The organism is Hydrogenophaga sp. (genome assembly GCF_050182545.1).
In the GTDB taxonomy this organism is placed as follows: domain Bacteria; phylum Pseudomonadota; class Gammaproteobacteria; order Burkholderiales; family Burkholderiaceae_C; genus Hydrogenophaga.
This window is the reverse complement of the sequence record NZ_JBFXCD010000028.1, coordinates 1-21,474: the sequence shown is the minus strand read 5'-3', so window position 1 is coordinate 21,474 and position 21,474 is coordinate 1. Positions and strand designations below refer to the sequence as shown.

The following is a 21,474-nucleotide window of genomic DNA, read 5'->3' as shown; positions in this document are numbered from 1 at the left end:
GCATTGCACCGGAGTCGCTGCGGCCAAGGGCATCAGACGGCCAGGCTGGCCAACCCCTCCTTGAGCCCGTTGAACCCGGCGAGGTGCGTGCCCGACCCCGCCGTGAGCCCGACGGCGCTGGCGCCCGACAGTCCCGCCTGATGCTCTCTCGCTGTCAGGCCCGCCAGACCATGACCCGCTCCCAGGGCCGGATCGCTCCACAGGTCACTCGCGTTGCGCTCTGCGTCCAGCTGCTGCAGCGTGGCGAGCAGTTGCTGCCAGTGGCTCTCGATGTCCGCAGCCGCGTGGATGGATGCCGTGTCGGATGCCGCAGCTTCCTGCGGGATGGTCCATGCTGCCCAGTCCACCAGCTCGATCGGGGCATTCTCTGCTGATGGCTGCGTGGCGGCGGCCTGCTGTCCCGTGTTGCCATCCCTTGCACCGGGATGCCCAGGGCCGGTCCCGGGGCCATCGTTGAAGTTGTCGTCATGCCCGGGCGGCGGCGGGTCCTCACCATTGCCCACGCCCTGATTGCCCTTGGGCTTGTCGCCGCGCTTGCCCACCGTGACCTGGAACACCTGCGTGGCGCTCGCCCCTTGCGCATCGGTGGCCGTCACCTGCACCGCCAGATTGCCTTTGGCGTTGGCCGGTGGGATGGCGAGGAAGCTGCGCGTGGCCGCGTCGAAAGCCAGCCAGGTGGGCAAGGCCTCGCCACCGGCCAACGCGGCCGAGTAGCTCAGGCTGTCGCCCTGGTCCGGGTCGGTGAAGGTGTCGGCGGGCAGTTGCCAGGCGCTGACCTCCTTCTTGATCACGAGCACATCGTTCAAGGCCTGCTGCACCACGGGTGCATCGTTCACGCCTTCCACGACGATGACCAGCTCGCCGTGCGCCTCGGCCTGTCCGTCGGTGGCGGTATAGGCGAAGTGTTCGGTGGAGCTCTGGCCCGCACCCAGGGCTGTCAGCTCCGGGGACGTGCCGTCCAGTGCGTAGCTGTACGTACCGTCGGTGTGCCAGGTGAGCACACCCAGAATGCCCTGTTGCGCCCCCGAGGTCCGCAGGCTGAGCACATCACCGTCGGGGTCGGTGTCGTTGTGCAGCACGTTGCCGGTCAGCGCTGCAGTGGCGTTGGCCAGCAGGGTGGCGCTGTCGGGGGTAAGGATGGGCGCAAGGTTCTCGTTGCCGGGCAGTATGTCCAGCGCAAACGTCTGGCTTGCGGTTGCGCCGAAATGGTCTCTGGCCTCAACCTGCAGGGCCAGCGTTCCCACGTCGCTACCGGAGGGGTGTCCGTGCAGCAAACCCAGTTCGGGGTCAAACGTCAGCCATGATGGCAACGCGTCGCCATTTGCCTGACGCAGAGTCAGGCGAAGCCCATCCAGGGCGTCCGGATCGCGGAACAAATCCGCCGGAAGGAGCAACTGGAAATCCTGGCCTTGCGTGGCTTGCGCATCCTGCAAGGCGGCAGCCACCTCGGGCGTCCGGTTCGTCCGCTCGGTCAATGACAGCACGCTGCCGTCGTCGAACACCAGCGCCAGGACGGCAGGGTTGCCTGCCGAGCCGCGGTAGTCGGCAATGCGCACCGCGTCCCCTTCGGCGTAGTGCACGATCAAGGTCGAGTCATCCCACTCCTGGCGGATGTTCTCTGGTCGGATGCCAGCGCCGAAGCGGATGAAGTTGAAATCGGTCGCGCCGCTGTCGACGATGGTGTCGATGCCGTCGCCTCTGTGGAAGACATAGGCGTCGTCGCCCGCGCCTCCTCGCAACACGTCGTTGCCGCTGCCGCCGCGCAGTTGGTCTGAAAGATTCGTGCCGGTCAGGTCATTGCCCTGTTCGTCACCCTCCACCACCAGACCTTGCGAAACGAGCGTGGCGTAGTCCCAGGCGGTGTCGCCGGCGAACAAGAAGCGGTCAACGACGTGGCCTCCGCCCAGTACGTCGGATGGGTTGAAGCCGGCCAGGCGCAGCACGTCGCCGGCATCGCCATAGTGAATCACCAGCCAGTGCCCACCGTTGCCGTCGGCTTCGAACCGCAGGTTGCCCTGGATCCCGGTCGCGTCGATGCCGGGGCCGAACACCAACGCGCCGGACGTGTTCCCCACGTGGCTGGCATCCACGTCGATAGCGCCATCGCCCACGTTCACGCGAAGATCGGGCAGAGGTGCATTGGGGTCGTACACACCCCGCGCCAGCAGATCGGCGAAGTGAATCAACGCACCCGTGTCGGCCAGTTCGATGCGCTCGACAGGCGCCGGCATGCCGGGCGCGCGAGGATCAAAGCCGGCAAATCGAACGCTGTCGCCACCTTGGCCGATGCGCAAGACCATGTCGTTTCCATCCAGCGCCAGAGTGAGGTCTTCAGCCTGTATTTCGCCATGGACGATCAGCACATTGCTGTCCTGTGGGCGCCAGGTTTCGGCGATCACGGTCTGGGTGGATGTGTTGGGGGCGTTGCTGGTCACCACGTGGTACACATCCGAGCCGACGCCGCCCGCCAGCCTGTCGGCGCCACCTCGACCGAAGATCTGATCGTCGCCGTCACCGCCGATCAGCAGGTCTGCGAAAGGCGTGCCATCGTGCCAGGCACCGTCATCGCCTCCCTGCAATCTGAAGCCATCCACGGCAATGTCTCGCGCCACCACTTCCGTGCCGTCGGCAAAGCGAAAGACATCGATGGAGCGGGTCTGGGTGGCGCGGCTGGGGTCGAAATCCTTCAACGTCAACCGATCGCCCGGGTGGGAGGAAAACTCGATGACGAGGTCGCCATCCAGCTCGCGCAGCCGCAGATCTTGCTGCGCGATGCCTTCGCCGAAGACAAGCACGTTGGGTGCTTCGTCAGGCAGTCGAGGGCTGCGCCGTGGGCTCTCCCAATATGCCGAGAACTGTGCCAGGGCCTGGTGGCCGTCTTCGATCACGTCATGACCATCACCCGGCGCGAAATGGTAGGTGTCGCCGCCGGCACCGCCCTTCAGAAGATCTAGCCCGGCGCCCCCGTACAGCACGTCGGCTCCCCAACTGCCAAGCAGGGTGTCGTCGCCCTCGCCGCCGTGGAGCGCATCGTCGCCTTCACCCCCATCCAGGATGTCGTTGCCCGACTGGCCATGCAGCACATCGGCGCCGTCCAGTCCCATGACGATGTCATTGCCGTCCCCGGCGTCGATTGTGTCGGCGGACCTGGTGCCATACAACACTTCGCTTTGGGCGCCGGCCTGGTTGGGGAGCAGATAGTCTGCGGCGAACAGATTGCCCGTCTGCGCGTAGGCCACCGCTTCCAGGCCACCAGCTGGGGCGACCAGTCCCGTCAGCTCGAATCCTGTGCCGTCGAACGCCAAAGGTACCGCCTTCGAAGCGGCGAGCAACTGAGTGCGGTGCTGATCCAGCCACGCCGAGAAATCGAACACGCGGGACAATCCGGTTTCGTCAACGAACTGCAGGCGTTCAACGAAAGACGGTTTTTCCGAGGAGTATTCGGCTCTGCTGAGGGTGATGGATCCTCCGGCGCCGCCATCTGCCCACATCACCAGGTTGCGGGCGTCGTCCAGTGCAAGGGTGATGTCCGACGGATCAAGGCCACCGAGGGACAAGGTGTCCGTCCCCTCGCCGAACGAGACACGATCGTGCCCGTCGCCCCGGTTGAACACCACCACATCGTCTTCGCCTTCGGTGTGGATGTCGTCGTCGCCGGTACCCCCCGCCACAATGTCGTCGCCACTGCCGGTGAAGATCACGTCATCCCCCGCACCGCCCGAGACGTGGTTGTTGGTCCAGTTTACGGCCACGGTGTCGTCGCTCCCGCCCGCGTCGACGCGCCGGACCACCGCGTTGCCCGATTCGTCCACGATCAGGTCGTCGCCCGCGCTGCCCCACAGGTGGGCGTGCGAGCTGTGATCGAGCAACTGCCAGCCCAGCACACGGGGGCCGGCCATGGCCAGCATGTCGGCCAGGGTGAGTTCGGTGCCATCGGCGAATACAAAACGCTGTACCGAGAGCCGGCCCAGGTCCGTCTGGAAGTAGGTGTCGGGGTCGAAGCGTTCGATCAGCAGCGCATCGTTGCCCCCTATACCGATCACCATGCGCTGAAAGCCTGTGTCGCCCGGCTGCGCGTCACCCACGTACTCCACGGCTTCCAGACCTACCGTCACATCGGCCAATGCGATGCCATCGGCGAACACCACCGTGTCCCAGGCATTGGTGCGCAGTTCGGCGGTGACCGTGTCCAGGCCCATGCCGCGCGTCATGCGGTGGGTGTTGTGCCCAGGTCCACCATCCAGGACATCTCTGCCTGACCCGCCGTCCAGCGTATCGTCGCCCTCGCCGCCGATCAATTCGTCCTGTCCGTCGCCTCCAGACAGATGGTCGTCGCCGCCTTCTCCGTGCAACAGGTTTCGGGCTGCTTGTCCCATCAGAACGTCGTCGCCATCGCCCGCAAAGACCCGACTCATCTCTCCCGACGTCACGATGACGTCGTTTCCAGGAGAGCCAAAAAGCACTTGTTCCTGCGCATCTACGTTCAACAGTGTCATCACTTCGCTTATGCCGAATACCGTGCCGTTGTCGAACTCGAACCGGTCGATCCTGTTCCAGGCGTCGAACCAGTGCTTCAACCGGACGGTGTCGCCGCTTGCGTCAAGGGTCACGATCAGGTCAGCGTTGTCTCGCTGGAAGCCGGCGTCGTTCTGGCCCACGCCCTGTTTGAAGCGCAAAGTGCCCAGCTGCGTGGTGATCTCGTCGTGCCCGTCGCCCGGGCCGAAAAGAAAGGTGTCATGCCCGCCCAGGTTGGTGAACCGGTCGTTGCCGCTGCCGCCGTCCACCAGGTCGTTGGCGGTGCCCAGTATCAGGGAGTCGTCGCCGTCTGTGGTGAAGGTGGTGCGCCGGTTCATTTCGTCCACATCCCAGGTCGTGCCGTTGGCGAAGCGTATGAGCTCGATCCCGCTGCCAGGGCCGCCGGACGCTCTGCTGGCCTGGCCCGTGACCGTGATGACACCGCCGTCCGGCAAGCGCAGGTGAAGGTCTTGCTGGTGACTCCAGTGCAGGCGCACGTCGTCGGGCGTGATGCCCTCTCCCAGTTGCAAAACGTCCGAGCTACTCGGGTCCCAAAGTTCCTCAATCTGGTCTATGCCATCGCCCCAACGGTAGTGGTAGGTGTCGCCGCCTGCGCCACCCGCCAGCACGTCGTTGCCCGTGCCGCCGTCCAGTGTGTCCCGGCCCGCGCGACCCAGCAGGCGGTCATCGTCTGCGCCACCACTGATCAGGTTGTCGCGTCCTGCAAAGCCTTGCAGGTCTTCGTCCCCCGCTTCGCCCAGCAACACGCGCGCGCGGATGGCATCGGCGTCCCACACGGTGCCGTTGGCGAACACGATCTCTTCCACCCCGTGGCGCTGGCTTTCGTTGAAGTGGTTTTTAACCGTGAGGGTCTCGCCGGTTGAACGCAGGGTCAGCACCAGGTCGTCCTGCATCTGCCAGCCGGTGCCGGTGCGAACACGCTGCAAGCGCACGTCATCCACAGACACCCCGGCCTTGAGTGCGATGCGATCGATCTCACCCGTACCCCAGGAAACCTCGGCGATGGTGTCTTCCCCGTCTCCACGACCGTAGCGGTAGGTGTCAGAACCCTCGCCGCCTTCAAGCAGGTCGATGCCACTGCCACCATCCAGCGTGTCGTTGCCGGAGGCGCCGAGCAAGTGGTCGTTACCGGCGCCGCCCTCAATCTGGTTGTCGCGTCCGGTGAAGCCTTGCAAGGTTTCGTCTTCGCCTTCGCCCAGCAGCACTCGGGCGCGAATGGCGTCGGCGTCCCACACCGTGCCGTCCGCGAAAGTGACTTCTTCCAATGCGTGGCGTGCGCTTGCGTGGAAGTGGTTCCTGACCGTGATCGTCTCGCCCGTGTCGCGGATGGTCAGCACCAGGTCATCCTGCGTTTCCCACCCCATGCCGCGCCGGACACGCTGCAAGCGAACATCATCTGCAGACACCCCGGCCTTGAACTGAATGCGATCCATGTCGCCGCTGGTCCGGGCGTCCTCGGCAATGGTGTCGTGGCCATCGCCACGTCTGTACACGTAGGTGTCGGACCCAGCGCCACCCCGCAATTCGTCTTGACCGGTACCACCGTCCAGAAAGTCGTTGCCCGCGCCACCGATCAGCGTGTCGTTGCCGCCGTGCCCCATGAGGCGGTCGTTGCCTCCCAGCCCGGCGATCAGGTTGTCGAAATCGTTGCCACGCAGCACGTCGGCGCCTTCGGTGGGGCTGTTCGCCGTCCACCCTTGCAGCGCGCTGTCCATCGTGACTGCCACGTCGGCACCCAGGGCCCCAAGTTGCGCCCTGAAAGCGTCGACGTTCAACCGGTTGAGCAAACCCATGCCCTTGAGTGAATAGAGGAAGGCGCCCAGCGCGTCGAGCCCCGTGTCGCGCTCGGCCTCAATCTGCTGCGCGAGCACCTGGGCCACGCCGCTCAGGTCGCCCACCACCTCCTCCGTCTCGGCGTCCCATCCGTAGCGGATCTGCTGGAACAAGCCCTGCAGCTGGGTTTGCGCCATGAGCTGGCCGTGGATGAGCGCCTTCAAGTCGTTCCAGGCCTGCAGCAGCACCGGCGCGGCGCGCCCGTGGGGGTTTGGGTCGAGCGTGCCCCAGCACCAGATGCCCACCCACTCCTGCCCCATGAACTGCTCCAGCGCTTCGAGCCGGCGCGCATCGCCAATGACGTTGCCGTAGCCGGAACGCGACGCACGGCTGTAAGGGTCCACGTCCTGCACGCCCGCCCAGTGGTAGATCAGCTCGGTCAAAAGGGCATCGCGCTCCTGCGCCGTCTGGGCCTGCGTGAAAGCCTGCACCAGTGCCTGGAGCTCGCCGCTCGCATCGGCCGCCATGGCCTGGTGCAGATCGCGCACCAGCCCATAGCCCTGCGCATCGGGCAGGGCGGCAATGTCGGCGGGCACGTCCAGCCACTCGGTGGGCAGGCTCTGCGTGGGGTTGGTCTGCACCCAGACGTCGGTGGCGCTGCGCACTTCGCCTTCTGAGGTGGTGTAACTGCCGACCTGCCGGTGGGCGTTGCCCTGGGCGTCGACGTGGCTGCTGTTGGTGTAGGTCAGGTTGATGCTGCGCACCCCGGCTTCTTGCAGCGTGAGCAGCTCGCCCGCGCCGCTGCGCCCGTCGCTGCTGGCGTCCACCCACACCCGCAACTGGGCAAACACCGGGTCGCTGGCGTCGATCACGCCATCGGCGTTGGTGTCCAGCGCGCGCAGCGCCTCAAAGCCATTGACGGCGCGCATGCCGCCGGGCAGCAGCGTCTCGGCGCCAAAGAGTTCGCGACCCGAATCGACGCTGGCGTTGGCATCGCGGTCCCACACCAGCAGCCCGTCGCCGGGCGCCACCCAGCCGCTGCGCTCGGCAAAGCCATCGGCGCCGTGGTCAAAGAACACGCCCTCGGCCAGCGAGAGGGTCTGCACGCCGTTGCCGTCCAGGTCCAGCACGATGGGCGAGCGGATGACCGAGGCGGATTGGAGTTGGCGTTGGATGGCGCTTATCTCTGGGTGATCGCAGTTGATTTTCCGAGTCTTCGAAATATCGACCCCGGTGTACTCAAATAGCAACGCTTGAAGATCCGGCGAAGCGAGGGCATTAAGACCACCCGCTGCGATGATTGCCGCCCACCCTAATGGACCTATTGCAACCCCGGCGATGCCGGCGGCAAGTGCCAAGATTTGAACCAGTCCGCCCGTCAACGCAAGCGCCTCACGATTGAAGCTGATGCCGCCAATCGTTGAATTGGTGGGTTGACTATTTATTGCCGCAGAAAGTCCAGCAGCAATTCCGGCTGGAATACGGAAGTTCGCGGCAAGTCCTAGGCCCAGTCCCTGGGCAAATGCGGCACCCGCAGGGGGCAAAACTTTGCTACTGGCAGACAATACCATTGAGGCAGTCCCGGACTGATTGGTGTACATGAGGATTGCTGGCGTATCCTCGTTGTTGTTGCGATCGCTGCATTTCATATTGGGCTTCCTCCTTCAAGGTTGATTAAATAGTGGCAGAAGTGTCAGAGCGAAAAACAAGCAATAAAGCCACGGCATTCGGTCCACGGCGAGCCAAATAGAAAAAAAGACAATCGCTAGTAACCTGAATGGACTCTTGATTGCTCCGCTCACTGATAAGTCACCGAGGCCGTGGATTTGCTCTTTCAGTTCAGCACGAACTTCGGAGGCATTACATCCTTTGCCTGCAAAATCAAAGCTGATGCCGAACCTCATCGAGGCCCATAGAATAATGATCAATAGGAGCGCCAGTCTGAGTGCGCCCAAATTGGAGAGAATGAAATCAAGCATGGTCAATTTCAGTGTATTGCGATGAATCGATTGGATGGCCGTCTTATCTGTGTGAAATTGAGCCGGCGCGCATCGCCAATGACGTTGCCGTAGCCGGAACGCGACGCACGGCTGTAAGGGTCCACGTCCTGCACGCCCGCCCAGTGGTAGATGAGCTCGGTCAACAGCTCGTCGCGCTCCTGCGGCGTCTGCGCCTGCGTGAAGGCCTGCACCAGCGCCTGAAGCTCGCCGCTCGCATCGGCCGCCATGGCCTGGTGCAGATCGCGCACCAGGCCATAACCCTGCGCATCGGGCAGGGCGGCAATGTCGGCGGGCACGTCCAGCCACTCGGTGGGCAGGCTCTGCGTGGGGTTGGTCTGCACCCAGACGTCGGTGGCGCTGCGCACTTCGCCTTCTGAGGTGGTGTAACTGCCGACCTGCCGGTGGGCGTTGCCCTGGGCGTCGACGTGGCTGCTGTTGGTGTAGGTCAGGTTGATGCTGCGCACCCCGGCTTCTTGCAGCGTGAGCAGCTCGCCCGCGCCGCTGCGCCCGTCGCTGCTGGCGTCCACCCACACCCGCAACTGGGCAAACACCGGGTCGCTGGCGTCGATCACGCCATCGGCGTTGGTGTCCAGCGCGCGCAGCGCCTCAAAGCCATTGACGGCGCGCGTGCCGTCGGGCAGCAGCGTCTCGGCGCCAAAGAGTTCGCGGCCGGAGTCGATGCTGGCGTTGGCATCGCGGTCCCACACCAGCAGCCCGTCGCCGGGCGCCACCCAGCCGCTGCGCTCGGCAAAACCATCGGCGCCGTGGTCGAAGAACACACCGTTCGACAGCGAAACGGTCTGAACACCGTTGCCGTCCAAGTCCAGCACGATGGGCGAGGGGACCTGGGCGGCGGATTGGAGTTGGCGTTTGATTTGCTCAATAGGCCTCTCGAAATCCGATTGCTCGGTCGTCAAGGGTAGAACTTCCCGCATGAATTTTTCAATTAACTCGCGTTCTGCTGCGATTCTTGCCGGATCATTTTTCGGCAAATAAATAAGACCTGATTCAAGTTCATCGGCAGATTTGGCTGCCCAGACTCCTACAGAGACTCTAGTTAAAACCACTGGAACGCCGGCGACGAGATTTGAAATGGCATTCAATACGAAACCTACTGCTGCTGGAAGTGCCATGAATACTCCTTAATAAAATTTCATTAGATATATGACTGCTGCCACAACGAAAACGGCCGCCGCACCGAGAAACCATGTTTCGAACTCTCGATGGGTTATCGGTCGGCGAATAACTATGTATCGAATCACTATATAGGCGATGCAGATCAAGCCAAGAAAAAATAGCTCAAGGTGCAGTTGCAGAAAAAACTTCTGTTCGTTCATGGGATATCCACCTTCCTGTGACCTCTTTTCTTTGATTGGATTCGCCTGAATGGAGGCGTGATGCAGTCGCCGATTTGTTCGCGATACCTATCGTTTGGGCGTTTCTGGCACTTGCGTGAATTGGAGGCTGAAGAAGAGGAGGTGCTCATAAATGCATCGGTAGTTTTGGCATCGATCGCGGTAACTATGTCCATGGCCTGGTGCAGATCGCGCACCCGGCCATAGCCCTGCGCATCGGGCAGGGCGGCAATGTCGGCAGGCACGTCCAGCCACTCGGTGGGCAGGCTCCCCCACGAGGCCTTTGGAGGATGGTTCCCTGCCTCAGATAGGCTCTGTATGGGGGTGGTCTGCACCAAGCAGTCGTAGATCGAGCGGGTAGGCAACTCGAACTGAAGGCCGAGGATGAGTGCTCTTGATTCATGTGGATTCCGCTGATCGCGTTTCGGTTTATGTCTTCGCTGCAGGAAAACCCCGAGCGTTCGTGCTCAATCGGATTACCCCGTCCACCGCCAACCCCTTCGGGACTTGATGCGTAATAAAAACCATCGTCGCCTTGCCTTTCAATCGATTGATCGTTTGCGCAAACAGCTCAGCCGTTTCCTGATCCAGGTTGGACACCGCCTCATCAAAAATCAGCACCTTGGGCCGCTTGAGCAGCGCGCGGGCAATCGCGATGCGCTGGCGTTGGCCGCCGGATAGCCCGGTTCCGCGTTCGCCGATCTCGGTCTGGTAGCCTTGGGATAATTGCTCGATGACGTGGTGAATTTCGGCGGCGCGGCAGGCGGCCACGGCGTCCTCAAAGCGGGCATGGGGGTGCGCCATGAGCAGGTTGTCGAGCACGGTGCCGGAAAACAGCACTGTCTCTTGAGGCACCACACCGAAGTGCGCGCGCAGTTCGTTGGCTGGCAGGTGGCGGATGTCGCGACCGTCGATGGTGATTCGGCCCTGCTCGGGCAGGTGAAAACCCAGCAGCAGCTTGGCCAGGGTGCTCTTGCCGCAGCCCGACGGGCCCATCAGCACGGTGAGCTGCCCGGGTGGCAGCGCGAGGTTCAGACCCTGGTACAGCCAGGGGTGGCGCTCGCTGTAGCGAAAGCCCAGGTCCTGCACGTCGATACGGCCGGTACCACCAGGCGCGCGCTGCGGCACCAGGCTGACTGGTTCGGTGGGCATGTCCAGCACGTCGGCCAGGCGTTTGACGGCGATGCTGGCCTGCTGAAACTCCTGCCACAGGCCGACCAGTCGCATCAGTGGCTGCGACAGGCGGCTGGCGAACATCTGGAACGCCACCAGCATGCCCACGGTGAAGGCCTCGCTGTGCATCACGGTCCACGCGCCCACGATCAGGATGGCCAGGGTCATGGTCTGTTCCAGCGCCGACGCACTCACCTGGTAGGTGTTGCCTACCTGGCGCGTGGCAAAGCCGGCCTGCAGGTACTGCGCCAGGCAAGTGCCGTAGCGCTTGTCCACGTCGGGCTCCATCTGCAAGGCCTTGACCGTGGCCATGCCCGAGAGGTATTCGGTCAGAAACGCCTGGTTGCGCGCGCCCAGCAGAAACTGGCGGTCCAGCCGCTGGCGAAACACGGGCACCATGACCAGGCTCACTGCCACGATGAGCAGCAGCAACCCCACCGCCACCAGCGTCAACACCCAGCTGTACCAGAACATCACCGCCAGGAAGATGAACAGGAAGGGCAGGTCCAGCAGCAGTGTGACGGCGGCGCCCGAGACGAACTCGCGCAGCGTCTCCACCCCCTGCAGGCGCGCCACCAGGGTGCCGGTGGGGCGGGCTTCGAAGTAGGGCAGGGGCAGGCGCAGCAGGTGGCGCATCACCTGCTCGCCCAGCACCGCGTCCATGCGGCTGCCGGTGTGCAGCACCAGGTATTGCCGCAGCCAGCTCATGGTGCTGGTGAAGAGCATGAAAACCACCAGCGCCACGCCCAGCACCCAGAGGGTGCTCACGCTGTGGTGAGCGATCACTTTGTCGATGATCACCTGGGTGAAGAGCGGTGTGGCCAGACCCACGAGCTGGATGGCCAGGCTGGCCAGCAGCACGTCGCGCCACAGGCGGCGGTGGCGCAAGAGCTCGGGAACGAACCAGGAAAAGCCGAAGGCCTGGCGTTTCCCCTGACTGGCCGGGCCGTCGTGGGGCGCCGCGGTCTGTGCGCAGCCCTCTTCATCGGGTCCCACCGGGGCTGCGGGGTCTTGCGCCATGCAGAGCAGGAGCCATGGCTCGACGCTGTCGCGCAGGCTGTGGAAGTCGTCCAGATCGTGTGGGGGCTCGCCCGGGCGAAACAGCCCGAGTTGCCCGTCTGCGCGGCCGGCCACGAGCAGCGGTACGTCGCTGCTGCCATCCACGGCGTCTCGCGCGAAAGCCACCGCCGGCAGGGGTGGGACGGGGTGCCGGGCATCGGGCCAGGCCACAGCCCCCGCCTTGAGCCCGAGGCCGGCCAGGGCTTCCATCAGGGTGGGCAAGTCCCAGGGCGGCGCGAACCGCTTGACCAGCAGGTCGGCGTCAAAGGGCTTGCGGTGCAGGCTTGCCAGGCTGCCCAGCAGCCAGATGGCATGCTCCGTGGCCAGGCCGCGCCTGAGCCCCACGTCTTGTGATGACGACAAATCCGCTCCCTCTCCTGGCACGCCGCGCGGGCGCAAAACCGGGTGAGGCTAGAGGGCGAACGGTCGTCAGCAAATACCCCTGATGGAGTAGTTTTCTTGCAGCAGTGCGTTTTCAAGGCCGGCACCTGGGCAACGTGGGCGTGCCCGTCGACGCACAGCGGGCGCTTGAAAGCAAGCGATCAGCCCATAATTCCGCCTCGCGCCGCGCTCGCAGGCGCGTCCTTTCCCCCCTGTTTCAAGTCAGCCGATTCCCATGAGCAAACAAACCCTGTCCTTCCAGGCCGAGGTGGCGCAGCTGCTGCACCTCGTCACGCATTCGCTGTACTCCAACCCCGACATCTTCCTGCGCGAGCTGGTGTCCAACGCGTCGGACGCCTGCGACAAGCTGCGCTTCGAGGCCCTGAACAACGCGGCGCTGTTCGAGGACGCGCCCAACCTGGAAGTGCGTGTGGCCTTCGACCGCGAAGCAAAGACCATCACCATCACCGACAACGGCATCGGCATGAGCGCGCAGGAGGCGATCGACCACCTGGGCACCATCGCCAAGAGCGGCACCAAGGATTTCATGAGCCGTCTCAGTGGCGACCAGAAGCAGGACGCCCAGCTCATCGGCCAGTTCGGCGTGGGCTTCTATTCGGGCTTCATCGTGGCCGACAAGATCACCGTCGAGTCGCGCCGCGCCGGCCTGCCGGCGGCCGAGGGTGTGCGCTGGGTCAGCGGTGGCACGGGCGATTTCGAGGTCGAGACGATCGAACGCCCGGCACGTGGCACGAGCGTGATCCTGCACCTGCGCGACGACGCCAGCGACTACCTCGACCGGTGGAAGCTCAAGTCCATCATCGCCCGGTACTCCGACCACATCAGCCTGCCCATCCTGATGCAGAAGGAAGAGTGGGACGCCGAGAAGAGCGAGCAGGTGCTCAAGGACGAATGGGAAGCCGTGAACTCGGCCAACGCCTTGTGGGCCCGCAACAAGAAGGATGTGAGCGAGGCGCAGTACGCCGAGTTCTACAAGAACCTGAGCTACGACATGGAGGCCCCGCTGACCTGGAGCCACAACCGTGTCGAGGGCAGCACCGAATACACGCAGCTGCTCTACATCCCGGCCAAGGCCCCGCACGACCTCTGGAACCGTGACCGCAAGGCCGGCATCAAGCTCTACGTCAAGCGTGTCTTCATCATGGACGAGGCCGAGGCGCTGATGCCCGCGTACCTGCGCTGGGTCAAGGGTGTGGTGGATTCGGCCGACCTGCCGCTCAACGTGAGCCGCGAGCTGCTGCAGGAAAGCCGCGACGTGAAAGCGATCCGCGAGGGCAACACCCGCCGCGTGCTGGCCATGCTCGAAGAACTGGCGAAGAAGGACAAGGCCCCCGAGGCCACGCAGGCCGCCGACGGCGTGACCGACGTGGTGTCGGCCGAGGACAAGGCCGCCGCCGACAAGGACGTGGGCAAGTACACGAAGTTCTACGCCGAATTCGGCGCCGTGCTCAAGGAAGGCCTGGGTGAGGACTTCGCCAACCGCGACAAGATCGCGAAGCTGCTGCGCTTTGCGAGCACGCAGGCCACCGACCTCACGTCGCTGGCCGACTACAAGGCGCGCATGAAGGAAGGCCAGCAGGCGATCTACTACATCACCGCCGACAACCGAGCCGCCGCGCAGAACAGTCCTCAACTGGAGGTGTTCCGCAAGAAGGGCATCGAGGTGCTGCTGATGACCGATCGCGTGGACGAGTGGGCCCTGTCCTTCCTCACCGAGTTCGACGGCACCCCGATGCAAAGCGTGGCCAAGGGCGCGGTCGACCTGGGCGCGCTGCAGGACGAGGAAGAGAAGAAGGCCGCCGAGGCCGCCGCCGAGACCTTCAAGCCGGTGCTGGAGCGCCTGAAGGAAAGCCTCAAGGACAAGGCCAAGGACGTGCGCGTGACCTCGCGCCTGGTGGACTCGCCTGCCTGCCTGGTGGTGGAGGACGGCGACTACTCCACACAACTCGCGCGCATGCTCAAGCAGGCCGGCCAGCCCGCGCCCGAGGTGCGCCCCATCCTCGAGGTGAACGCCGAGCACGAGCTGGTGAAGAAGCTCGACGGCAGCGCGCATTTCGACGACCTGGCGCACATCCTGTTCGACCAGGCGCTGCTGGCCGAAGGTGGCTTGCCCGAGGATCCGGCGGCCTACGTGAAAAGGGTCAACGCGCTGCTGATTTGACAGCGGTCCCGTCCGCCCGGCCGCCCCCAGGCGGTTGACTACACTCTGGGCCGGGGAGTTCTTCAAGGGGCAGTGCCAGGCACCTGCCCTGTTCATTTGATCCACCGGCTTCAACGTGTACCTACAGCGCCCCTTCGACCACGTCGTCACCTTTCGCAACAGCCAGGGCGAGAGCGCGCGTGGCACCCTGACGAGCCTGCAGCGCCGCTCGCTGGTGATGGAGATCTACAACCCTTACTCCATCGTCCAGGTCAGCGAGGTGCTCAACGAGCTGACGATCCGATCGGGCGACCGCATCATCTACAAGGGCAAGGCGGTGGTGGTCAGCTTGCTCAACACCGGCCTGATGGCGGTGATCTCGGTGGCGCTGATCGACGAGTGGTCGGACCTCAACGCGATTCGGGGCGACGTGGGTCAGGTGCGCGACGAGGCGGCGCGTTTCGTGGCCGACTGGGAGTCGCGCTTCAAGATCCGGCAGAGCTACCAGGTCACCATCAGCGAGTTCCGCGCCTTCCTGTCGGAAACCGCGCGCTGGATCGACCAGGCCGACCTGGTCGACTCGTTGCCGCGCCAGGCCGACGGCCGCCTCACCGACGAGGTGTTCGGCGCCATCGCCGAACCCCTGATGATCAAGGGCAAGGCATTCCTGGTGCGCCTGGAGGACGAGGCCTCCCAGTTGCCGGAGGAAGACTCGCTGCTGCACCGGGCCTTTGCCCAGACCGCACTGCACCCGCTGGTGCTGCGCGCGCCCTTTGTCTACCGCACCTTTGCCAAGCCGCTCGGGTATGCGGGTGACTACGAAATGGTCAACCAGATTCTGGGGGACCCGCGCCAGGGCAGCAGCACCTACATCCAGCTGGTCAACGCGATGTTCCTGCGCGCGGCGGTGGCCGTGGCGCACCGCAACCGCATCGACATCCTGGTCAACTTTCTCCGCAAGGCCGTGGCCAGCGCCGCCGAGAAAGGGCGGCCCATGCGCATCCTCAATGTCGGTTGCGGACCGGGCGTGGAAATCCAGAAACTCATCGCCTCGGGCGAGGACCTCTCGCGCCTTCAGTTCACCCTCATCGACTTCAGCCTGGAGACGCTGAACTACACGCGCCAGAAGATCGAAGAGGTGGCGCAGCAGCACAAGGTGAAGGTGCACGTGGAGTACGTGCAGGAATCGGTGCACGAACTGCTCAAGCGCGCCACCCGCGACACGGCGCCTCGCGATGGCGAGGGCTTTGACTACATCTACTGCGCGGGCCTGTTCGACTACCTCTCCGACAAGGTCTGCTCGCGACTGATCCGCTATTTCATGTCGCGCAGCAATCCGGGCGCCAACCTGCTGGTCACCAACGTGCATTCGGACAACCCTGAGCGCTATGGCATGGAACACCTGCTGGAATGGCACCTGATCTACCGCAACGAGGCGCAGATGGCCGCGGTGATGGAGGAGGTGAACGCGCCCGCGACGATGTACACCGACGCCACTGGCGTGAACATCTTCGCGGAGGTGGTGGTCAACGCGAACCTGAAAGCGATGGCGCTTGAAAACGGCTGACCGGTCGAGCTCGCCCTACGAGCAGCAGCTCTCGGACTTTCGCCTGACCTACAGCAAGGCGGGCAGCATCACGTCCATCGTCCTGGTGCTGGCGGGTTTCGGGCTGGACTACTTCACCTATCCGGAGCGCCTGCTGGAGTTCACGCTGATGCGTGTGCTGGTGGTGCTGCTCACGCTGGGCATCCTGCGCGTGCTGTTCACCGACTTCGGGCGCGTGCAGGTTCGCTCGCTGACCATGCTCTGGCTGCTGCTGCCGCAGATCATGATCGCGGTCATGATCCACCAGACCGACGGCGCGCAGTCGATCTATTTCGTGGGCCTGCATCTCGCGCTGTACGCGGTCGGCATCATCCTGCCGATCACCTTTTTCGAGGGCATCGGGTTCGGCGCGCTCACGCTCTTGCTGTACATCGTGGCATGCGCCCTGCACCCTGACATTGGGGACAACGTGCCACGGATGATCACCAATTCGTTGTTCATCCTGTTTTCGGCTGGAGCCAGCGCAGTCTGTACCTGGTTCAACGAGAAGGCTCGACTGAGGCTGTTCCAGTTGCAGCACGAGGTGTCGGAGAAGAATGCGTCGCTGCGCGAGATCAATGCCACGCTGGCCGAAGTCAAGGGCCAGCTGCTGCAGCGCGAGAAGATGGCCGCCATCGGCACGCTGTCTGCCGGCCTGCTGCACGAACTCAACAACCCGGTGAACTACAGCCTGATGGCGATCAACATGGGCCTGACATCGCCCGCCACCGAGTCCGACGCCATGCTCAAGGAGAGTCTGGTGGACGCGCGCGAGGGCATGCAGCGCATCCAGAACATCGTCACCGACCTCAAGACCTTCGCCTACCAGAAACCCGGCCAGGACGGGCTGCGCCTGTTCCTGCTGGAGAACGCCGTGCGGTCGGCGCTGCGGCTGGCCGGCCATGAACTCAAGGGCGTTGAGGTCGAGGTCGACATGCCGCAAGACACGCACGTGATGGGCGACGAGCCGGCCATCATCGGCGTGTTGATCAACCTGTTCAGCAACGCCGCACACGCGATGCAGGCGGCCAAGCGCGACAAGCCCCGCATCGAGGTGCGCCTCGCGCCCTGCGCCGAGCGCCTGTGCGTGTCCGTGCGCGACAACGGCATGGGCATTGCGCCGGAGAACATGGAGCGCGTGTTCGAGCCCTTCTTCACCACGCGCGACGTCGGAGCCGGCCTGGGCCTGGGCCTGAGCGTGAGCTACGGCATCGTGCAGCGCCATGGCGGCACCCTGGCCGTGGAGAGCGAACAGGGCAGCTGGACCGAATTCACCTTTGACCTGCCGAGGCCCACGCCACCATGAACACCGAACCGACCGGAGTGACACATGGCCCGCTGGGCGCCCACGCCATCTTGATGGTGGACGACGAACCGCAGGCCTGCAAATGGTTTGCGCGGCTCTATGGCGACGAATTCGTCGTGCTCACGGCGCAGGGCGTTGACGAGGCGCTGGCCTTGCTGACCCAGCGCGGCGCTGAGGTCGCCGTGCTGCTGACCGACTACGCGATGCCCACGCGCGATGGCGTGTCGTTGCTGGGCGAGGTGCGCCAGACCTACCCGCACATTGGGCGCCTGCTGGTCTCGGCCTACGCCGACAAGGACGTGGCCATGTCGGCCGTGAACCAGGGCCAGGTGGAGAAGATCCTCGAGAAGCCGCTGGACGAGGCGCTCACGCGCCAGGTGCTGCGCGAGGCGCTGGCCGCCAGCCGGGAGCGAGCGCGTGAGCGCGCCCTGCTGGAACGGCGCGCGGCCACCCTGCGCGAGACCCTGGGTTTTCTGGCCCACGAGGTCACCACGCCGCTGGCCACGGTCCAGGGCTACCTCTCGGCCATGCGAGAGCGGCACCGCGACGCGCCGGCGGATGGCAGCGGCGACGCGCGCATCCAGGAGCAGAAACCGGGCGAGGTGCTGTTCATGATCGAGGCGGCGCAGCGCCGCGCGGAGTACGCGCAATCGCTGGTGTCGACCTTCGTGCAGACCGCGCGCGACGCCTACCAGCCCGACACATCGCCCACCCTGCGCGCCAGCCAGCTGGTGCAGGCCGTGCGCGACGAGTTCCCGTTCGACAACGACGAGGCGCGCTGGCTCACGAGCGATGTTTCGGCCGACTTTGTGCTGCCCGGGCGGCGCGACCTGCTGTACCTCGTGCTGTGCACGCTGGTGAAGAATGCCCTGCTGGCCCTGCGCCCCGATCCACCCCGGCGGCCCAGTGTGCACATCGGTCTGGGGCTCGAGTCGCCCACACCGGGCTTGCCCGAACAGGCGGTCATCCACGTGAGCGACAACGGGCCCGGCATCCCGCCCGACGTGCTCAAGCGCCTCACCTTCGAACCCACGACCACCCGCGCCCATGCGGGTGGCAGCGGCATGGGTCTCATCTTCTGCCGGCGCGTGATGACCTCTCTGGGTGGCTCCATCCTGGTGCGCTCCGAGGCCGGCCGCGGCGCCACCATCTCGCTCTATTTCCCCTCCACCCGACAAACAAGAACACCTGATCAGGAGAAGCCGTGAAGCCCGTGAAAATTCTGTACGTCGACGACGAGGCCATGGCCCTGAAGTACTTCGAGCGCCTGGTCACCCCCATGGCGCCCGTGCTCACGGCCGGTTCGGTGGAGGAGGGCAAGGCGGTGCTGGCCGAACACGGTGCCGAGATTGCGGTGCTGGTGTGCGACCAGCGCATGCCCGGCGCCTACGGCAACGAGTTGCTGCGCCATGCGCGCGACTTCTACCCCGGCGTCGTGCGCATGCTGACCACCGCCTATTCCGAGCTGGGCGACGCGATCGAGGCGATCAACACCGGCGAGATCTACCGCTACATCAACAAGCCCTGGGAACTGGAGAGTCTTCGGGCCGACCTGAAGAACGCTCTGGAACTGGCCGAACTGCGCGGCGAGCGTGACGGTCTGATGCGCGACAAGCTGCTGGCCCAGCAAAGCCAGTTGCTGGCCAACCGGCTGGCGGGGTTGGTGGTGTTGGGCGCCGCGGTTCATGAAGATGGGCACGAGCAGGCGCTGTACCGCTTTGCCCAGGCCGCGCAGCTGTCCGACTGTGCCGAGCCCGCCGTGGACTGGCACCACTGGGAGCACGCCGACCTGATGCAGGCCGAGGCGCGGCGTGGCGTGGCGATCGCCACCCACCTGCGCCACTGGCTGCGCGAGTTCGGACCCCGGCGCGATGGTGCCGGCGCACTCGCCGTGCTCGCCCAGGCCACCGGTTCCGAATTGCAGGGTGACCGCGTGCGCCTCACCGATGGCGCGCTGCTGACCGCACTGCTGAGCGCGAAGGCGGGCGACATGCCCGAGGCGGCGCAGTGTGCCTGGCTGGCCTGGCTGCTCTGGCAGGCGGGCCTGGCCCAGGTGGATGCGGTGGAGGGCGCCTGGACCGTGCAGGCAGCGCCCGCGGCGGCGCTGCGGCCCGACTGGCTGGCCGACGCCATCGAGCGCGTCGGCCGGGCCATGGCCTGAGCCCGTGATGAAACAGTGCGCAAGAACGGGGCACTTTCGGGCCGGTAAGCGCTCACAATAGGCTTCTGTTTTCCATCCGGGCCCGACCATGACCTGCGCTGCCACATCCCCTTCAAGCCGTTTCGCCATCGGCGCACGGGCTGCCTTGCTCGTGGCCGCGACCACCCTGTTCGCGGGCTGCTCGTCCGTGGGGGTGGGCGTGGGTGTCGGCATTCCCGTCGGGCCTTTTTCCATTGGCGTGGGGGTGGGCTCGGGCGGGGTGAACGCTGGCGTGAGCACCGGGGTGGGTCCCGTGGGTGTGGGCGTGGGCGTGAACCAGCGTGGCCAGGTCAGCGCCGGGGCTGGCGTGGGCGTGAGCACCGGCGTGGGCAACAGCAATGCACGCGTCGGGGTGGGTGTGGGCACAAGCACGGTGATCCACGACCCGCACGAGCGCAACTGATCCACCGGACGCTGCAAGAAAAAAACAAAGGCCCACCCGGCGCAAACCGGGTGGGCCTTCTTGCTGGCGCCGGGGATTTACTTCAGCGTGATCGTCACGTCGATGTTGCCGCGCGTGGCGTTGGAGTAGGGGCACACCTGGTGGGCCGTGTTCACCAGGTCCTGCGCCACGGCGCGGTCCATGCCGGGCAGGCTCACGGCCAGGCGCGCGGCGATGCCGAAGCCCGCCGGGATCGGGCCAATGTCGACCTCGGCGTCGATCGAAGCATCGGCGGGCACGGGCACCTTCTTCATGCCGGCCACGTGCTTGAGCGCACCCATGAAGCAGGCCGAATAGCCGGCCGCGAACAGCTGTTCGGGGTTGGTGGCGTTGCCAGCGCCACCCATGGCCTTGGGCGGGCTCAGCTTCACGTCGAGCAGGCCGTCGTCGCTGCGCGAGGCGCCTTCGCGGCCACCGGTGGTGTGCGCGCGGGCGGTGTAGAGAACTTTGTCGAGGGAGGTGGGCATGGTGTGGCTCCTTGGGTTGAACGCTTGCGAAAAGCGGTTGGGGTGAGGGAAGAAGAGAAGGTCAGGCACTGAGGCGGTCGCGCAAGGCCTGGACCTGCCGCGTCAGCGCCAGCACCTCGGACACTTCGCACTGGGTGGCCTGCAGCACGCAGCCAGGAATGCGCGCGGCGCGGGTCTTGAGCTTGCGCCCCGCAGCGGTGAGACGGATCAGCACGCGGCGTTCGTCCTGCACGTCGCGCAGGCGCGTCACCAGCTCGGCGGCTTCGAGGCGTTTGAGCAGCGGCGTGAGCGTGCCCGAATCCAGGTGCAGGCGCTCGCCCAGTTCCGAGACGGTGACGCCGTCGCGTTCCCAGAGCACCAGCATCGCCAGGTACTGCGGGTAGGTCAGGCCAAGCTCGTCGAGCAGGGGCTTGTAGAGCTTGGTCATGGCCAGCGAGGCCGAATACAGCGCGAAGCAGAGCTGGTGGTCCAGCCGCAGGGCCTGGTCGCTGGAGATGCGTGGCGTGTTCATGGGTTGGTAATGTAGCGATCAATTGAATTGCACACAATTAAAAAGTGAGCAACCATACCGGCGAAGCGGGTATCCCGGATCCGGCGCTTCACTTTCCCTGCCGTCGATCCGGATCGATGGGTGCCGCGGCCACCTGTTGCATGGAAACCAGCACGGTGCGAATCATCCAGGCAGCCAGGCGTTCGGGCCAGGAAGCGCGGGTGGCCCAACCCGGCAGCGCAGCGGGCGCGCGCGCAGGCTGGCCAAACCCGAGTTCGCACAGCCGCTGGCGCTCCTTCGCACTCAAGGGCTCGATGCCGTTCGAAAACACCAGATCCAGAGTGCGAACACCCTGGCGGTGCAGCGCCGTGGCCAGGCCCAGCAGATCGGCGCGGGCCGGGCGCCACAGCAGTGCCTCCGGCTTTGTCACGTTGCCGATGGCGTAAGCTGGCTGGATGCAAAAGACGAAGTCTCCGTATCACGGTCATAGATTTCCTGCGGCTGTGATCAGCCAGGCGGTACGCTGGTACTTTCGGTTCCAGCTGA

13 protein-coding genes and 2 pseudogenes are annotated in these 21,474 nt (G+C 64.9%); 7 read left to right on the top strand and 8 right to left on the bottom strand.

The window, feature by feature from the left end; translation table 11 throughout:
• Nucleotides 1-32 precede the first annotated feature (32 nt).
• From AB7P10_RS19280 to AB7P10_RS19260, 5 genes are all read right to left on the bottom strand, one after another.
• Nucleotides 33-7,439 carry a calcium-binding protein gene (locus tag AB7P10_RS19280; protein ID WP_428295461.1) on the bottom strand — a complete coding sequence of 2,469 codons (7,407 nt, stop codon included), beginning with the start codon at nucleotides 7,437-7,439 and terminating at the stop codon, nucleotides 33-35.
• 534 nt (nucleotides 7,440-7,973) lie between these two features.
• Nucleotides 7,974-8,288 (bottom strand): hypothetical protein, encoded by a 315-nt coding sequence (locus tag AB7P10_RS19275; RefSeq protein WP_428295460.1) that lies wholly within the window; start codon nucleotides 8,286-8,288, stop codon nucleotides 7,974-7,976.
• Between the two features lie 8 nt (nucleotides 8,289-8,296).
• Nucleotides 8,297-9,139, bottom strand: coding sequence for a hypothetical protein (locus tag AB7P10_RS19270; RefSeq protein WP_428295459.1), 843 nt, complete (start codon nucleotides 9,137-9,139; stop codon nucleotides 8,297-8,299).
• Nucleotides 9,140-9,642: 503 nt separating this feature from the next.
• Nucleotides 9,643-9,909 carry a hypothetical protein gene (locus tag AB7P10_RS19265; RefSeq protein WP_428295458.1) on the bottom strand — a complete coding sequence of 89 codons (267 nt, stop codon included), beginning with the start codon at nucleotides 9,907-9,909 and terminating at the stop codon, nucleotides 9,643-9,645.
• A 184-nt stretch (nucleotides 9,910-10,093) separates the two neighbouring features.
• Nucleotides 10,094-12,259, bottom strand: coding sequence for a peptidase domain-containing ABC transporter (locus tag AB7P10_RS19260; RefSeq protein WP_428295457.1), 2,166 nt, complete (start codon nucleotides 12,257-12,259; stop codon nucleotides 10,094-10,096).
• A 253-nt stretch (nucleotides 12,260-12,512) separates the two neighbouring features.
• Between AB7P10_RS19260 and htpG the strand changes: the two genes are divergently transcribed.
• From htpG to AB7P10_RS19230, 6 genes and pseudogenes are all read left to right on the top strand, one after another.
• Nucleotides 12,513-14,459, top strand: a complete 1,947-nt coding sequence (gene htpG, locus AB7P10_RS19255) for a molecular chaperone HtpG (protein WP_428295456.1) — start codon at nucleotides 12,513-12,515, stop codon at nucleotides 14,457-14,459.
• A gap of 115 nt (nucleotides 14,460-14,574) precedes the next feature.
• Entirely contained in the window at nucleotides 14,575-16,005 is a 1,431-nt protein-coding gene (locus tag AB7P10_RS19250) for a class I SAM-dependent methyltransferase (protein WP_428295455.1), read from the top strand.
• Nucleotides 15,992-17,329, top strand: a complete 1,338-nt coding sequence (locus tag AB7P10_RS19245; RefSeq protein ID WP_428295454.1) for a sensor histidine kinase — start codon at nucleotides 15,992-15,994, stop codon at nucleotides 17,327-17,329. The genes AB7P10_RS19250 and AB7P10_RS19245 overlap by 14 nt, the downstream gene beginning before the upstream one ends.
• Nucleotides 17,326-18,537, top strand: coding sequence for a hybrid sensor histidine kinase/response regulator (locus AB7P10_RS19240; protein WP_428295453.1), 1,212 nt, complete (start codon nucleotides 17,326-17,328; stop codon nucleotides 18,535-18,537). The genes AB7P10_RS19245 and AB7P10_RS19240 overlap by 4 nt, the downstream gene beginning before the upstream one ends.
• The gene (locus AB7P10_RS19235; RefSeq protein ID WP_428295452.1) at nucleotides 18,534-19,490 is read left to right on the top strand and encodes a response regulator; all 957 of its coding nucleotides are present in this window, start codon (nucleotides 18,534-18,536) and stop codon (nucleotides 19,488-19,490) included. Before AB7P10_RS19240 ends, AB7P10_RS19235 begins: the two co-directional genes overlap by 4 nt.
• An 88-nt stretch (nucleotides 19,491-19,578) precedes the next feature.
• Nucleotides 19,579-19,920 (top strand): annotated as a pseudogene (locus AB7P10_RS19230) (hypothetical protein); the annotation flags it as partial.
• Nucleotides 19,921-20,009: 89 nt separating this feature from the next.
• Here AB7P10_RS19230 and AB7P10_RS19225 read toward each other — a convergent pair.
• From AB7P10_RS19225 to AB7P10_RS19215, 3 genes are all read right to left on the bottom strand, one after another.
• Nucleotides 20,010-20,438: an organic hydroperoxide resistance protein gene (locus tag AB7P10_RS19225; protein ID WP_428295451.1), complete on the bottom strand. Its 429-nt coding sequence runs from the start codon at nucleotides 20,436-20,438 to the stop codon at nucleotides 20,010-20,012.
• 61 nt (nucleotides 20,439-20,499) lie between these two features.
• Nucleotides 20,500-20,949: a MarR family winged helix-turn-helix transcriptional regulator gene (locus AB7P10_RS19220; protein WP_428295450.1), complete on the bottom strand. Its 450-nt coding sequence runs from the start codon at nucleotides 20,947-20,949 to the stop codon at nucleotides 20,500-20,502.
• A gap of 88 nt (nucleotides 20,950-21,037) precedes the next feature.
• The gene (locus AB7P10_RS19215) at nucleotides 21,038-21,358 is read right to left on the bottom strand and encodes a hypothetical protein (RefSeq protein WP_428295449.1); all 321 of its coding nucleotides are present in this window, start codon (nucleotides 21,356-21,358) and stop codon (nucleotides 21,038-21,040) included.
• 25 nt (nucleotides 21,359-21,383) lie between these two features.
• Between AB7P10_RS19215 and AB7P10_RS19210 the strand changes: the two are divergent.
• Nucleotides 21,384-21,474: pseudogene (locus AB7P10_RS19210) on the top strand (IS6 family transposase); the annotation flags it as partial.

Bases quoted from the DNA above. Each gene is read 5' to 3' on its own strand.
- htpG (WP_428295456.1), top strand. From the start codon at position 12,513: ATGAGCAAACAAACCCTGTCCTTCCAGGCCGAGGTGGCGCAGCTGCTG.
- AB7P10_RS19220 (WP_428295450.1), bottom strand. From the start codon at position 20,949: ATGAACACGCCACGCATCTCCAGCGACCAGGCCCTGCGGCTGGACCAC.
- AB7P10_RS19225 (WP_428295451.1), bottom strand. From the start codon at position 20,438: ATGCCCACCTCCCTCGACAAAGTTCTCTACACCGCCCGCGCGCACACC.
- AB7P10_RS19240 (WP_428295453.1), top strand. From the start codon at position 17,326: ATGAACACCGAACCGACCGGAGTGACACATGGCCCGCTGGGCGCCCAC.
- AB7P10_RS19275 (WP_428295460.1), bottom strand. From the start codon at position 8,288: ATGCTTGATTTCATTCTCTCCAATTTGGGCGCACTCAGACTGGCGCTC.